This is a genomic window from Ferrovibrio sp. (assembly GCF_965278975.1).
Classification (GTDB): Bacteria; Pseudomonadota; Alphaproteobacteria; order Ferrovibrionales; family Ferrovibrionaceae; genus Ferrovibrio.
This window is the reverse complement of record NZ_OZ257126.1, coordinates 2200870-2214304: the sequence shown is the minus strand read 5'-3', so window position 1 is coordinate 2214304 and position 13435 is coordinate 2200870. Positions and strand designations below refer to the sequence as shown.

General features: G+C 60.7%; 11 protein-coding genes. 1 reads left to right on the top strand and 10 read right to left on the bottom strand.

Translation table 11 applies throughout. The features are described 5' to 3' along the window. Positions 1–24 precede the first annotated feature (24 nt). Positions 25–1980 (bottom strand): hypothetical protein, encoded by a 1956-nt coding sequence (locus tag ACQY7X_RS10680; RefSeq protein WP_428249899.1) that lies wholly within the window; start codon positions 1978–1980, stop codon positions 25–27. A gap of 398 nt (positions 1981–2378) precedes the next feature. On the opposite strand from ACQY7X_RS10680, the gene ACQY7X_RS10675 reads away from it, so the two are divergent. Beyond that, complete coding sequence (locus ACQY7X_RS10675) at positions 2379–3968, top strand: Wzt carbohydrate-binding domain-containing protein (RefSeq protein ID WP_428249898.1); 1590 nt, start codon at positions 2379–2381, stop codon at positions 3966–3968. Here the strand turns inward: ACQY7X_RS10675 and ACQY7X_RS10670 are convergent. From ACQY7X_RS10670 to ACQY7X_RS10630, 9 genes are all read right to left on the bottom strand, one after another. Beyond that, the gene (locus tag ACQY7X_RS10670) at positions 3925–4989 is read right to left on the bottom strand and encodes a sulfate/molybdate ABC transporter ATP-binding protein (RefSeq protein WP_428249897.1); all 1065 of its coding nucleotides are present in this window, start codon (positions 4987–4989) and stop codon (positions 3925–3927) included. The two genes, ACQY7X_RS10675 and ACQY7X_RS10670, sit on opposite strands and share 44 nt — an antisense overlap. Positions 4990–4998: 9 nt before the next feature. Next, positions 4999–5808: a sulfate ABC transporter permease subunit CysW gene (gene cysW, locus ACQY7X_RS10665; RefSeq protein ID WP_428250051.1), complete on the bottom strand. Its 810-nt coding sequence runs from the start codon at positions 5806–5808 to the stop codon at positions 4999–5001. Between the two features lie 65 nt (positions 5809–5873). Beyond that, positions 5874–6731 carry a sulfate ABC transporter permease subunit CysT gene (gene cysT / locus ACQY7X_RS10660; RefSeq protein ID WP_428249896.1) on the bottom strand — a complete coding sequence of 286 codons (858 nt, stop codon included), beginning with the start codon at positions 6729–6731 and terminating at the stop codon, positions 5874–5876. Positions 6732–6774: 43 nt separating this feature from the next. Further along, entirely contained in the window at positions 6775–7770 is a 996-nt protein-coding gene (locus ACQY7X_RS10655) for a sulfate ABC transporter substrate-binding protein (RefSeq protein WP_428249895.1), read from the bottom strand. A gap of 56 nt (positions 7771–7826) precedes the next feature. Next, a complete protein-coding gene (gene cysC, locus ACQY7X_RS10650) occupies positions 7827–9725 on the bottom strand; it encodes an adenylyl-sulfate kinase (RefSeq protein ID WP_428249894.1) in 1899 nt (632 codons plus the stop codon). Between the two features lie 4 nt (positions 9726–9729). Further along, positions 9730–10527 (bottom strand): sulfate adenylyltransferase subunit CysD, encoded by a 798-nt coding sequence (cysD, locus tag ACQY7X_RS10645; protein WP_428249893.1) that lies wholly within the window; start codon positions 10525–10527, stop codon positions 9730–9732. Positions 10528–10549: 22 nt separating this feature from the next. Beyond that, positions 10550–11290, bottom strand: coding sequence for a phosphoadenylyl-sulfate reductase (locus tag ACQY7X_RS10640; protein WP_428249892.1), 741 nt, complete (start codon positions 11288–11290; stop codon positions 10550–10552). After that, the gene (locus tag ACQY7X_RS10635) at positions 11287–11790 is read right to left on the bottom strand and encodes a DUF934 domain-containing protein (protein ID WP_428249891.1); all 504 of its coding nucleotides are present in this window, start codon (positions 11788–11790) and stop codon (positions 11287–11289) included. The genes ACQY7X_RS10640 and ACQY7X_RS10635 overlap by 4 nt, the downstream gene beginning before the upstream one ends. Next, complete coding sequence (locus ACQY7X_RS10630; RefSeq protein ID WP_428249890.1) at positions 11777–13435, bottom strand: nitrite/sulfite reductase; 1659 nt, start codon at positions 13433–13435, stop codon at positions 11777–11779. The genes ACQY7X_RS10635 and ACQY7X_RS10630 overlap by 14 nt, the downstream gene beginning before the upstream one ends.

Genomic DNA, 13435 nt, shown 5'->3' with positions numbered 1-13435 from the left:
TCGGCAGCGGACGGCATGCCGCATTTACTCCCGTAAAGCCGCACCGATCTTGCGCAATGGCGCAGTCATGCGCCAGCTTCGCGATTGCTGGATGCGCTGCAGGGTGTCTTCCAACAGCAGGCATTTGTCGTGGCTGGCGGTCAAGTCGGCACTCAGATGATCGAATTGCTCGATCAAGCGGGCGTTGGCATGCTCAGCCCGCTCATGGTCTCGTTGTAGTGTCTGGTATGTCTGGTTCAGTTCCGCCAGTTCATGGTCCAGCTGGCGGCGCGTCTGTTCCAATCCATCGCGCTCCTGCACCAACTTACCACGCTCTGAAATCAGGCTATCGCGCTCTGCGGTCAAAACGTGCCGCTCCTGGATAAGGCCATCCCGCTCCTGGATCAGTTTGTCGCGCAAGCTCTCCAGTGCCTGATGCTTCTCTTCAAGGGCGGCATGGCGCTGATTCAATTCGGCAAGGTCTTTCGCCAATCCTTCGCAACGCTGCTCAAGCGCCGCGGCATGAATCGATAGATGCTCAATCTGCTCTGCCCTGCTGATGGCCTCGGCCTGGCTCTGCGCCAGATGGTCTCGCAAGACCTGTATCTCTGCCGCCTGCGCGTCAAGACGCAATACCTGCTCTTGCCAACTTTGCTGCAAGGCTGCATGAGCTTCGGCCAAGGTGCGATGCGCGTGCTGCTCTGCCGCCAGAGACTGGGCGCTGCGCTTCAATTCCATTTCCTGTGTTGATACTCTGCGTTCAGCGGTCACAATTCGCGCTTCGGCATGATTGAGAGCCAATTGCGCAACCTCGATACGCGCGCCGAGTTCGGCCACAGTCGCACGCAATACTTCTCTTGCCGCTTCGGCTTCCGTGAGCTTGGCCTCACCTTCCGCTACGCGCAATTCCAGATCGCTTCGGCCCTGCTGGCAAACCCCCAGAAACTGCTTGGCCTGATCCAGCTCAGCTGCATGCTGTGCCGAAAGCTGTACAGCCAGTTCCCGCTCGGCTTCCTTGGCATTCAGTGCGCCAGTCAGCTTCACCACATCGGCTTCAATGTTGCGCACATGGGTCTGGCTCAGATCGAACAGGTTGGCCAGCCGATCAGTTTCCTTGGCATGCGCCGCCACACTGCGGCCAAGTTCGAATATGGTTTCCCGCTGCGACGACAGAACCGGAGCAAATACAGAAGCAGCGCGCTGCAAGTCGACACGCACACGATCAAAATGCTTCGTCGACTTGGTTTTTGCTGCAATAGAGCCTTCGAACAGCGCCGTTACTTCATCCACCATCTGGCGTAACGGCAGCGGGCCACTCACCTCTGTGGCCTGCTGGTGCCGTAAATCGGCATCAAGGAAAGTCGTAATTTCATCTGACGCCGCATCCAGATCAACCGGCCATTGCAGCTTCCAGGCCCGGGCCATCGCCACCGCCACTGCCCGCCATTCCGCCAATACCAGATCGTAGCTGGTGAATACCCGCTTCATGCCGCGGCTGTGGAATTCTGCCTCCAGAATATAGGTCAGCCAGAGCAACAGACCCTTCTCGACAGGAAAATGATTGCGTGACTTCAGTGAGCCCGCCACTTCCATCGGCTGTCGCAGAATCAGGGCTACCAAAGGCTCAAAACCATGCTCCGCCAGCGGCTCATGCCAAAGCGGCAGCAAGCGGCAGAGCCGGGGATCCTTGACCACCGCCAGGGCCTGGCCATCGAATTCCGCCAGGGCCTCGCCAAGCGCCCTGCGGGCTGTAGCAGCCGCCGAGGATGAAAACGCGTCTTCCGGCAGCGGGGTGAAATCATCCCAGCCAGAACCGACCGCAGTCAGAAAGCTGTCATGGATATCGACAATGCGCCGCCCTTCCCAGAAGCCCTTCACATTGTCACTTCTTGCCGGCAGCAAATCCGGCGCCAAACCAGCCCCCAGCAGGTTGATCAGGCGCGTTAGCGCGGATGTGCCTGACCGATGCATCCCTGCGATGAGAACAATATGACGTTTCAAGGGGCTCCTGCTCGGCCGCATGCACCACTAAACCTCAATAATTTTAACGGCTTGCGTATTAATTTACCAGATACTGTGCATTTAGCACCGGGCGCGCCGATCACCCTGTAGAGACTTCTGGGCCGCAAATTGGGCCATTGCAGTCATAACACGCATGGCCCAGTAATACGGCTAATCCATGGCCAAGCCTGCGATCATCGACCACTCCCTCTAAAATATTCATATATTCTTTAATTACAATTAAAAATGGAAAATCCTCCGGGGGTCGCGTATGAGGAGAGAAAACGCCCGCAACCTCCCTGCACAACATTGTGATAACCTATTAGAAATAGCTGAAGTGTTGGCTTGCTCTCGTACAATTCGTATTCTCGCTTCGCGAGAATGGATACGATGGACCTATGCAATATTTCGATCCCCTGTCCCATAAGATACTGATCTGCGCCACACCGAAGACCGGAAACACTTGGCTCAAGTTCCTGCTCAGCGACCTTTATGAACTAAGTCTCGTTGCCCTGCCCAATGAGAGCGACATCGCACCGCTTCTCATAGCGAAAAAGTCGATCGCCCACTGCCATATATTGCCAACGCGTGCGCTGGCAGACACCCTGCTGGTTCACGACATCCTGCCGGTGACGGTTCTGCGCCACCCCAAGGACGTGCTGCTGTCGCTGTATCATTTTGTCCGCAGCAAGCAGAAATCATCGCACAAGGAAGAAGATCTACTGCACGCTGCTGAAGGCGACGGTGCGGCAGAACTGCTGGACTATGTGCGCAGCTATTTCATGAAGAACCTGCTGATTTCAAAAGCCTGGATGGATTTCGGCGCACCTGTGGTGCGATATGAGGATTTGCTGCGGAACCCGATTGCCAGCCTGCGGCAATTGACTGGTCGCATTTCCCCCGTCAACAACCAGATGCTGCGCTTCGCTGCGGTGAACAACCAGTTCGCCTATCTGAAAAGCGATGCAGTCAACGAGGACTCTAACTTCTTCCGTGCCGGCACCTCCGGCTTGTCACGCAATACTCTGCCAGAGGCTGTACATGCGGAGTTGGACTTGCCGATATGGCAGGAAGTTTTCGCTGCTTTGGGCTATGGCAGGGACCCGGAAGTGATTTCACAGCCGGATCTTTCAGCACATGACCCGTTCCGTGGTCATACGGCGTTTGACAATGGCATGCGCATTTCACGCAATCTGAGGCATGTGCTGCTGCGGGAATTGCCACACCTGGCCCAGAGATGGCCGGAGCCATGGCGCACCGACGGCCCGGATACACTCTACACTTGGCTGAATGAAGTTGCACCACAGCCCAGCGGCGGGCGCTCAGGCGTAACCAATCTGATGCGGCTGATTCATCAAAATCGCCAGGATTTGCACGAAGCCTATGGCAATATCGATGAAATCGATGCTTTTGAGTACGGCAGCTGGTTCATCATCTATGGCCCAGAAGAATACAGCCTGCCGCCATCATTAATCACACCCGTCGCTGCCAACCTCATTCGTCGTGATCAGCAGAATCCAATCCAACTGAGCGTATCGAATTTCTCGTTCATGGGTTTGACGGGAGAGGATGGCGAGGCGGAGGCGTCATTCTGCCCCGGAGCCGCCGCCACCCTGACATTGCGCGTCACATTCCAGCAAGCTTGTCGTCCCTGTTTCGGCTTCAGCATCCGCAAAAGCGACGATCGCACCATCTATGCCCTCAACACCCGGATGCAGGGCATGGAATTCTCGGCTAAAAATGCCGGCGACGTTGTGGAACTGCAAATACCGTTGAAACTCAATCTGTTTCCAGGTCGATATTTCATAACCTTGAGCTTGCTGAACGATGAGAACGAGAATCTCGAATTGATCGAGCGCCTCAGCAAGGTCATCGACTTCAGTGTGGAAGCAACAATAGAAACCGGCAGTTTCGGCAATGGCGACAGCAATTGCCTGGCGCGATTCATTCCGATGGAAACACCTGCGCCCGCCGAAACGCCAGCCTGACGCGTTCCCCGATCTTCAGCGGCCGCTCGGCGAAACTCTCCCGCGTCTGCGACACTTCCAGCACCGGCAAGCCGCCCTCGATCTCCACCTCGATACGCACATTGGCGCCAACCGAGGAGATGAAGCGTACGGTGCCGCTGTTGGAAAGCGGCGCACCGGGCACCAGAGCTTCCGCTATGATGTCGTGCGGCCGCACATAGAGCTTTGCCGCACCATCCACCATGCGCAGAGCCGGCAGCAGGCTGGTATCCACGGGACCGAACAGCACCCGGCCATTGCTGATCTGGCCATCAAGTTCGTTGATATCGCCGAGGAAACGATTGACGAAGGGCGTCGCCGGCTTCTCATAGAGTGCCTCGGGCGTATCCACCTGCTCAATGCGGCCCTTGTCCATCACCACCACCCGGTCGGCGAGTTCCAGCGCCTCCTCCTGGTCATGGGTAACGAATACAGAGGTCATGCCGAGTTGCTCATGCAGACGGCGCAGCCAGCGGCGCAGTTCCTTACGCACCTTGGCATCCAGGGCGCCGAAGGGCTCATCCAGCAGCAGCACCTTGGGCTCGATGGCAAGCGCACGAGCCAGGGCCACACGCTGGCGCTGGCCGCCGGAAAGCTGTGCCGGCAGGCGCTCGGCCAGCCAGTCGATCTGCACCAGACGCAGCAATTCGCTGACCCGGCGCTGGATCTCGGCATCCGAGGGGCGCAGCTTGCGCGGCCGCACCCGCAGGCCGAAGGCGACATTCTCGAACACGCTCATATGCCGGAACAGCGCGTAATGCTGGAACACGAAGCCGACATCACGCTCGCCGGCGGTGCGCTGCGCCGTGCTCTTGCCATCGAAACGGATATCGCCGGCATCGGGCTTATCAAGCCCGGCGATCAGACGCAGCAGCGTCGTCTTGCCCGAGCCGGACGGCCCCAGCAGGGCCACCAGTTCGCCGCTGTTGATGGAGAGGTCCACCGCCTTGAGGGCGAGGAAGGAACCGAACTGACGGCTGACGCCGAGGATATCGATCTGCATGGCGCTATCCTATTCGCCCGAACGCGCAGTGTCGCGCGCCAGACGCCATTCCAGCAGGCTTTTCAGAATCAGCGTGACGATGGCCAGCATCGCCAGCAGCGAAGCGACAGCGAAGGCAGCCACGAAATTATACTCGTTGTAGAGGATTTCGACATGCAGCGGCATGGTGTTGGTCTGGCCACGGATATGGCCAGACACCACCGAGACGGCGCCGAATTCACCCATGGCGCGCGCGTTGCAGAGCAGCAGGCCATAGAGCAGGCCCCATTTTATATTCGGCAGGGTGACGCGCCAGAAGGTCTGCCAGCCGGAAGCGCCGAGCACCATGGCAGCTTCCTCCTCCTGCGTACCCTGCTCCTGCATGATCGGAATCAGTTCGCGCGCCACGAAAGGGAAGGTGACGAACATCGTCGCCAGAACGATACCGGGCACGGCGAAGATTATCTTGATGTCATGTTCTTTGAGCCATGGACCAAACCAGCCCTGCAAACCGAACAGCAGCACGAAAACCAGGCCGGAAATTACCGGCGACACCGAGAAGGGCAGATCGATCAGGGTGATCAGCAGGCTCTTGCCGCGGAAATCGAACTTGGTGATGGCCCAGGCGGCAACGATGCCGAAGGCCAGGTTCAGCGGCACGACGATGGCAGCGGTGAGCAGCGTCAACCGGATTGCCGCCAGCGCCACCGGCTCGGTGAGCGCGCGCATATAAGCCGCCCAGCCCTGGCGTAAAGCCTCGGTGAATACGATCACCAACGGCAGAGCGATGAACAGGGCAAGGAAGGCCAGGGCAATGGCAATCAGTGCCCAGCGCAGCATCCAGGCGCCGGCATGGTCGATGCGCCGCGAAGTGCGGCCGGGCAAAGTAAGGGCGGTAGCCATGATCAGCGTCCCTTCTCGCGGCGTTCCGCCCAATGCTGCACGGCATTGATCAGGAACAGCATGATGAAGGAAGCGACCAGCAGCGCCACCGCGATCGAAGTCGCCTCGGCATAGAGGAATTCCTCCAGCTTGATCACCACCAGCAGCGGCGCGATTTCGGAGATACCGGGCAGATTACCGGCAATGAAAATCACCGAGCCGTATTCACCCAGGCCGCGCGCCAGGGCCAGCGCGAAGCCGGTGAGGGTCGCCGGCATCAGGCTCGGCCAGATGACGCGGGCGAAAATCTGCCAGCGGGTGGCACCAAGGCTTTCCGCCGCCTCCTCTATCTCTTTCTCGAAATCCTGCAGCACCGGCTGCACCGTGCGGACCACGAAAGGCAGGCCGATGAAGACCAGTGCCACCACGATACCGGCCGGTGTGAAGGCCACCTGGAGGCCCAGAGCCGCCAGCGGCGCGCCAAGCCAGCCATTCTCGGCCCAGAGCGCGGTGAGCGCGATGCCGGCAATGGCGGTGGGCAGGGCGAAGGGAATATCGACCATGGCATCGACGATGCGACGGCCGGGAAATTCGTACCGCACCAGCACCCAGGCCACCAGCAGGCCGAACACCGCATTGATCACGGCGGCAAGCAAGGCCGTGCCGAAGCTGAGCTTGAGCGAAGCGACCACGCGCGGCGCCTGGATGGTATTGATGAAGGCATCCCAGCCCAGCGTGGCCGATTTCAGGAACAGGCCGGCCAGCGGCACCAGCACGATCAAAGCGGTCCACAGCAGCGTAAGGCCCAGCGTGAGGCCGAAGCCCGGAATCACGCTATGGCGCGGCCGGAACGGCATGGCAGGCAAAGCGGTTGTCGCCATTCGACTAATCCCCCATCACAAAAACACTACGAGCCGGCGTTGATCAGCGCGGCTTGTAGATCTGGTCGAACACACCACCATCGCCGAAATGCTCCGGCTGTGCCTTGGCCCAGCCGCCGAACTGTTCGTCAATGGTGAAAAGAGTGACTTTGGCGAAGGTGCCAGCATGCTTATCGGCGACTTCCTTCAGGCGGGGGCGGTAGTAATGCTTGGCGGCTATCTCCTGGCCTTCCTTGGCATAAAGGAATTTCAGGTAACTCTCGGCAAGGCCACGGGTGCCGCGCTTGTCCACCACCTTGTCGACAACGGCAACAGGTGGTTCGGCCAGGATGGAAACACTCGGCACCACGATATCGAACTTGTCCTTGCCGAGTTCATTCACGGCAAGGAAGGCTTCGTTTTCCCAACTCAGGAATACATCACCCTGGCGGCGCTGGGTGAAAGTGATCAGCGCGCCACGCGCGCCGGTATCCAGGATCGGCACATTGCGGAACAGTGCCTGCACGAAATTGCGGGCCTCATCCTTGCTGCCGGTCTTCTTCTCGGCATAACCCCAGGCAGCCAGGTAATTCCAGCGCGCCCCACCAGAGGTCTTCGGGTTCGGCGTGATGACTTTCACATCGGAGCGGATCAGGTCATCCCAGTCCTTGATATTCTTCGGGTTTCCCTTGCGCACCAGGAATACGATGGTGGAAGTGTAGGGTGAGGCATTGTCGGGCAGGCGTGTCTGCCAATCCTTGGCCAGCAGGCCATGCTGGGCAATCGCATCGATATCGTAGGCCAGCGCCAGAGTGACGATATCGGCATCCAGGCCATCGATCACCGACCGCGCCTGCTTGCCCGAGCCGCCATGACTCTGGTTGATGGTCAGCTTCAGATCCGGATTGGCCTTGATGAAGGCCGCGTTGACTTCCTGATACAATTCCCGCGTTGGATCGTAGGAGACATTCAGCAATGTCTGTGCCTGGACCGGCCATGCCGTGCCCATAGCCGTGACCAGGGCCAGCGCGGCAGACAGAATAATCCCGTGGATTCGCATGGCTCTCTCTCCTTATTTATTGGCGAGCGGGCGCTAAAGGCTAAGGCTAACGCTGATCAGGCCACTGCCGCGCCGGCGCCTACGGAAAACTGGCGGTCGGCATATTCGACAAGCAGTTGCGCGGCCTGTGGCGCAGCAAGCGTACTGGTATCAAGCACCAGATCGGCCTGACGCGGCACTTCGTAAGGCGCACTCACGCCCGTGAAGTTGGCGATCTCTCCGGCCAACGCCCTTTTATACAGCCCTTTCGGGTCACGGGTGCGACAAGTATCGAGATCGGCACTGACAAAAATTTCATGGAACCCTGGGCCGACAATGCCACGCGCATGATCGCGATCAGCCTGCGCCGGCGAAATCGCCGCCACCATCACGATCAGACCGGCATCGGCCATCAGCTTGGCGGTTTCAGCCAGGCGGCGGATATTCTCGGTGCGCGCTTCCGGCGTGAACCCGAGATCGCGGTTCAGGCCATGGCGCACATTATCGCCATCCAGCACATAGACCTGACGGCCGCGGGCGAAAAGCTGGCGCATCGCCGCCATCGCCACCGTGGATTTGCCGGCAGCCGAAAGGCCGGTGAGCCACAGCACGCCGCCGCGATGACCATTGAGCTGTGCGCGGTCGGTAGCAGTAACCGAGGCATCGACACGGGTGATATCGGCAAGCTGGCCACCCTCGGCGGACTCAACCACGAAGCCGGCAACGATATGGAAGTTACGCGCCAGCACGCCGCGCCCGGTGCGCGCCATGGTCTCATAGCGATCCAGTGCCAGCGGCTTGCGGGTGCGCAGCACGACACGGGCGACACCATTGCGCTCGACCTGCGCAGCCTTTACCGGCTGCAAGGTTTCGACATCGATCACTTCCTCGATGGTTTCCACCAGCGCATCGGCTTCCGCCGTGCCGATCTTCAGCGTCAGGCGCTGGCCGACATGCAGCGGCTCTTTATCCAGCCAGAATAGCCGCGCCAGCACGCGGCTGGTTTCCAGCGGCGCCTGATCCGGCGCCGTCGCCAGCGCGCCGCGCTCCACAAACACATCTTCATCCAGGGTGAAGGCAACACTTTCACCAGCATCCACTTGACTCGGTGCGGCCTTGCCCCCCCAGGCCTCGATGGAGGAAACATTCGCCTCGCGCGCGCCCGGCGTGAAACGCAGTCGGTCGCCAATCTTCAGGCTGCCGCTTTCAATACGCCCGACAATGATGCGCTTGTCATCTACCCGGTAGAGATCCTGGATCGGCAGGCGCAATGCCTGGTCCACGGCGGCCTTGGTATCCGGGAAGGCATCCAGCGCCTCAAGCAGTGTCGGGCCCTGATACCACGGCATCTGCGTGCTGCGCTCGGCGATGTTGTCGCCCTGCTTGGCAGAAAGCGGCACGATGGCGGCAGCCTCTATGCCGATGCCGGCAAGATAGGCGCGCACGGAATCGGCCACCGCCTGGAAACGCACGGCATCATGGTCGATCAGGTCGATCTTGTTCACCGCCACCGCCACCTGGCGCAGGCCCAGCAGATGCAGCAGATAAGCATGGCGGCGGGTCTGTTCGGCCAGGCCCTGGGCGGCATCCACCACCAGGATCGCGGCATCGGCCTGGGCCGCGCCGGTGACCATGTTCTTGAGGAATTCCTTATGCCCCGGCGCGTCGATGATGACATAGCGGCGCTCGGCGGTATGGAACCAGATCTGCGTAGTATCGACCGTGATGCCCTGGTCGCGCTCCACCTGCAAGGCATCAAGCAGGAAGGACCATTCGAATTCCAGGCCGCGCTTTTCCGATACGGCGCGCAGCTGCTCCACCTTGCCGGTGGGCAACGAGCCGGTATCGTGCAGCAGGCGTCCCACCAGGGTCGACTTGCCATGATCAACATGGCCGACGATCACGATGGGAAATGCCCGGCTGCGCTGGGTCTTACTGGCGGCCTTGATGCGGTCGGTCAGATTCACAATGGTCATGGTTTCACATATACCCGGCGACACGCAACCGCTCGAATGCGTCCTCCGAATCGTGGTCCATGGCGCGGCCGGCCCGCTCCGGCTCGCGGGTCACTTCCAGTTCACTGATAATCTGATCGATATTGCCGGCCTGGCTGTCGATCGGGAAGGTGATTCCGATCTCGCCCAGCGAGCGGAAGCGCTTGCCCTCCCTGGCGAAATACAGCGGCACCACCGGAATACCCTCGCGCTGGATGTAGCGCCAGATATCCAGTTCGGTCCAGTGCAGTAGCGGGTGGATGCGCATATGCACACCCGGGGGCAGTTCCGAGGCGAAATGGTCCCACAATTCCGGCGGCTGGTCGCGGAAATCCCAGGCGCCATCCTCGGCGCGCGGGCTGAACACGCGCTCCTTGGCGCGGGTCGCCTGCTCGTCGCGGCGGATACCGGCGATCACACCCTTGAACCCGTATTTGCCGATAGCTTCCTTGAGGCCCAGGGTCTTGCGCGCGGCGATGCGGGAATTATGCGGCAGGGTCGGATCGGTGGCTTCCAGCGGCGGGCACATATCCTGGATCAGCTCCAGGCCCCATTCCTTGGCATAGCGGTCGCGGAAGGCGTAGGTCTCGGGAAATTCCAGGCCGGTATCGAGATGCGCCACCGGAAACGGCACGCGACCCAGGAAGGCCTTCTTGGCCAACCAGATCATCACATTGGAATCCTTGCCCAAGGACCACAGCATTGCCAGCGGCTTGATGCGGCTATAGGCCTCGCGGAGGATGTAAATGCTTTGGGCTTCCAGCCAGTCTAGATCGTCGGCCATTATTTCACATACTTTCGTCGTTCTATTCTTCACTAACGCGGCGGGCCGGTAAAGCCATATGCAGGCCGCATTCGACTTTATCCTGGCCACGCCAACGGCCCGCGCGCGCATCCTCGCCGGGCGCGACCGGCTGGGTACAAGGCGCGCAGCCGATGGAAAGAAACCCTTGAGCCACCAGCGGATGTGCCGGCAGGCCATGGCGGCTGGCATAATCTGTAAGCTGTTCCGCCGTCCAGTCGGCCAGCGGATTGAATTTCAGCCGGCCATCCACCGCCTCCACCACCGGCAGGGTGGCGCGGCTCCGGGCCTGGAAACGCTTGCGGCCATTGATCCAGGCATCGAAGGACTTGAGGCCGCGCTGCAGCGGCTCGACCTTGCGGATGGCACAGCAGGCATCGGCATCACGGAACCACAAGGTGCCGCTCGGGTCACTGGCGCCCAGCAGCGCCGGATCGGGATGCAGCACGCGCAGATCGGTGAGGCCAAGTCGCGCCGTCAGCTGCTCGCGGTAGGCCATGGTTTCATCGAACAGCTTTCCGGTATCGATGAACAGCACCGGCATTGCCGTATCCACCTGCGCCACCAGATGCAACAGCACGGCAGCCTCGGCACCGAACGACGACACCAGCGCGATGCGGCCCGGATACAGGTCTCGGATCGCGGCCCGCAGGACATCTGCTGCCGGCGCGCCGGCGAATTGCCGGCTGAGCGACGCCGCGCTGACGGCGAGCGTGTTACCGCTTATGTCGAGCGCGGCACTCACAGACCTGCCTTGCGCGCCAGGCGCTGCTGTAAGGCTGTTGAGCGGTCATCGCCAGTCGGCTGGTAGAACACAGTCATTTCCTGCAACGCCGCCTTGAACACCACCTCGGCATCGGGACGGTTGATCTCGAAGGCATCGAAGCCGGCGCGGTGCATGTAGAGCAGCTGATCGCGCAATACCTGGCCAGTGGCGCGCAGCTCCCCCTGATAGCCGAGATGCTCGCGCAGCACGCGGGCCTGGCTATAGGCGCGGCCATCGCTGAATTTCGGGAAGTTCAGCACGATCAGCGCGAAGCGGTGCACATCGCCGTTCAGTTCCTCCGGCGCCGCCGTGTTCGGCAGGCTGAGACCCAGCGGCGCATTGCGCTGCTCAAGCTGCGCCTTCTGCTCCTGCCAGCGCTTCAGCGATATCAGAGTCTTGCCGTCAGGCGGCAGGGCGTCGTCATCCGCAACCAGGATCCAGTCATCGGTCACCTCAACTCCGTTCTTAATGAGCGGCATAGACCTGCTCCTTGAACGGGGTGAGACCAACGCGGCGGTAGGTGTCGAGGAAACGCTCGCCTTCCTGGCGCAGGCCGAGATAGGTCTCGACCAGCGTGTCGATGGCGCGCAGCGCATCCTGCTCGTTCAGCGCCGGGCCGATCAGGTCGCCGAGCGCGGCATCGTCGCTGGCCGAACCGCCGATGGTGATCTGGAAGAATTCCTCACCGGCCTTGTCCACGCCAAGGATGCCGATATGGCCGACATGGTGATGGCCGCAGGCATTGATGCAGCCGGAAATCTTGATCTTCAGTTCGCCAACATCCTGCGCCCGCTGCCAGTTCTTGAAACGCAGCGCGATGGCCTGGGCAATCGGGATAGAGCGCGTGTTGGCCAGCGCGCAATAATCCATGCCCGGGCAGGCAATGATATCCGAAACTAGGCCGATATTTGGCGTGGCCAGGCCTTGCGCCTTCAGTGCCCGCCACAGCAGCGGCAGGTCAGCCTGGGCCACATGTGGCAGCACCAGGTTCTGCTCATGCGTCACCCGTGCCTCGCCGAAGGAATAGCTTTCGGCCAGATCAGCCACCGCCGCCAATTGGTCGGCAGTGATATCGCCCGGCGGCTTGCCCTCTTCCTTCAACGAAATATTGACGATGGCATAGCCGGCCTGGCGGTGCTTCACCACGTTTTGGCGATGCCAATGGGCGAATTCCTTGTCCTGGCGCAGGGCTTCCAGCAAGCCCGCCGGCGGCGCGGCCGGCAGATCGACATAGGCAGGTGGTGCAAATTGCGCCGCGATGCCGTCGATCACGTCCTGCGGCAATTTCAGCGCGCCATCCTTGATCAGCGCCCACTCGGCTTCGGTTTCCTCGCGGATTTTGTCAATGCCGGTTTCATGCACCAGGATCTTGATCCGCGCCTTGTAGAGATTGTCGCGGCGGCCATGGCGGTTATAGACGCGCAGGATGGCTTCCAGATAGCTCAGCAGATGCTGCTTCGGCAGGAAGCTGCGGATGGTCTTGCCGATGAAGGGCGAGCGGCCCAGGCCACCGCCAACAAACACCTCGAAGCCGGTTTCGCCGGCATCGTTCTTCAGCATGCGCAGGCCGATATCATGCACGCGCACGGCGGCGCGGTCATGCGGCGAGCCGGTAACAGCGATCTTGAACTTGCGCGGCAGGAAGGCGAATTCCGGGTGGAAGGTCGACCATTGCCGGATGATCTCGCACCATACGCGCGGATCCTCGATCTCGTCGGCCGCCACGCCGGCATACTGGTCCGTGGTGGTGTTGCGGATGCAGTTGCCCGAGGTCTGAATGGCGTGCATCTGCACGTCCGCCAGCACCGCCAGGGCTTCCGGCGCGTCTTCCAGCTTGATCCAGTTGAACTGGATATTCTGCCGTGTGGTGAAATGGCCCCAGCCACGGTCATAGCGGCTGGCAACCCGCGCCAGGCCGCGCAGCTGATGCGAAGCCAGCGTGCCATAGGGAATCGCGACACGCAGCATGTAGGCATGAAGCTGGAGGTAGAGGCCGTTCTGTAGCCGCAGCGGCTTGAACTCGTCCTCGCTCAGGTCGCCGCTGATGCGACGCTCCACCTGGCCACGAAACTGTGCCAGGCGTTCATCGATCAATTGCTGGTCTAATGGATCATAACGGTACAT

Coding starts and splice junctions, on each gene's coding strand:
- ACQY7X_RS10630 (WP_428249890.1), bottom strand. CDS start 13,435: ATGTACCGTTATGATCCATTAGACCAGCAATTGATCGATGAACGCCTG.
- cysD (WP_428249893.1), bottom strand. CDS start 10,527: ATGGCCGACGATCTAGACTGGCTGGAAGCCCAAAGCATTTACATCCTC.
- ACQY7X_RS10635 (WP_428249891.1), bottom strand. CDS start 11,790: ATGCCGCTCATTAAGAACGGAGTTGAGGTGACCGATGACTGGATCCTG.
- ACQY7X_RS10670 (WP_428249897.1), bottom strand. CDS start 4,989: ATGCAGATCGATATCCTCGGCGTCAGCCGTCAGTTCGGTTCCTTCCTC.
- cysC (WP_428249894.1), bottom strand. CDS start 9,725: ATGACCATTGTGAATCTGACCGACCGCATCAAGGCCGCCAGTAAGACC.
- cysW (WP_428250051.1), bottom strand. CDS start 5,808: ATGCTGCGCTGGGCACTGATTGCCATTGCCCTGGCCTTCCTTGCCCTG.
- ACQY7X_RS10655 (WP_428249895.1), bottom strand. CDS start 7,770: ATGCGAATCCACGGGATTATTCTGTCTGCCGCGCTGGCCCTGGTCACG.
- cysT (WP_428249896.1), bottom strand. CDS start 6,731: ATGGCGACAACCGCTTTGCCTGCCATGCCGTTCCGGCCGCGCCATAGC.
- ACQY7X_RS10675 (WP_428249898.1), top strand. CDS start 2,379: ATGCAATATTTCGATCCCCTGTCCCATAAGATACTGATCTGCGCCACA.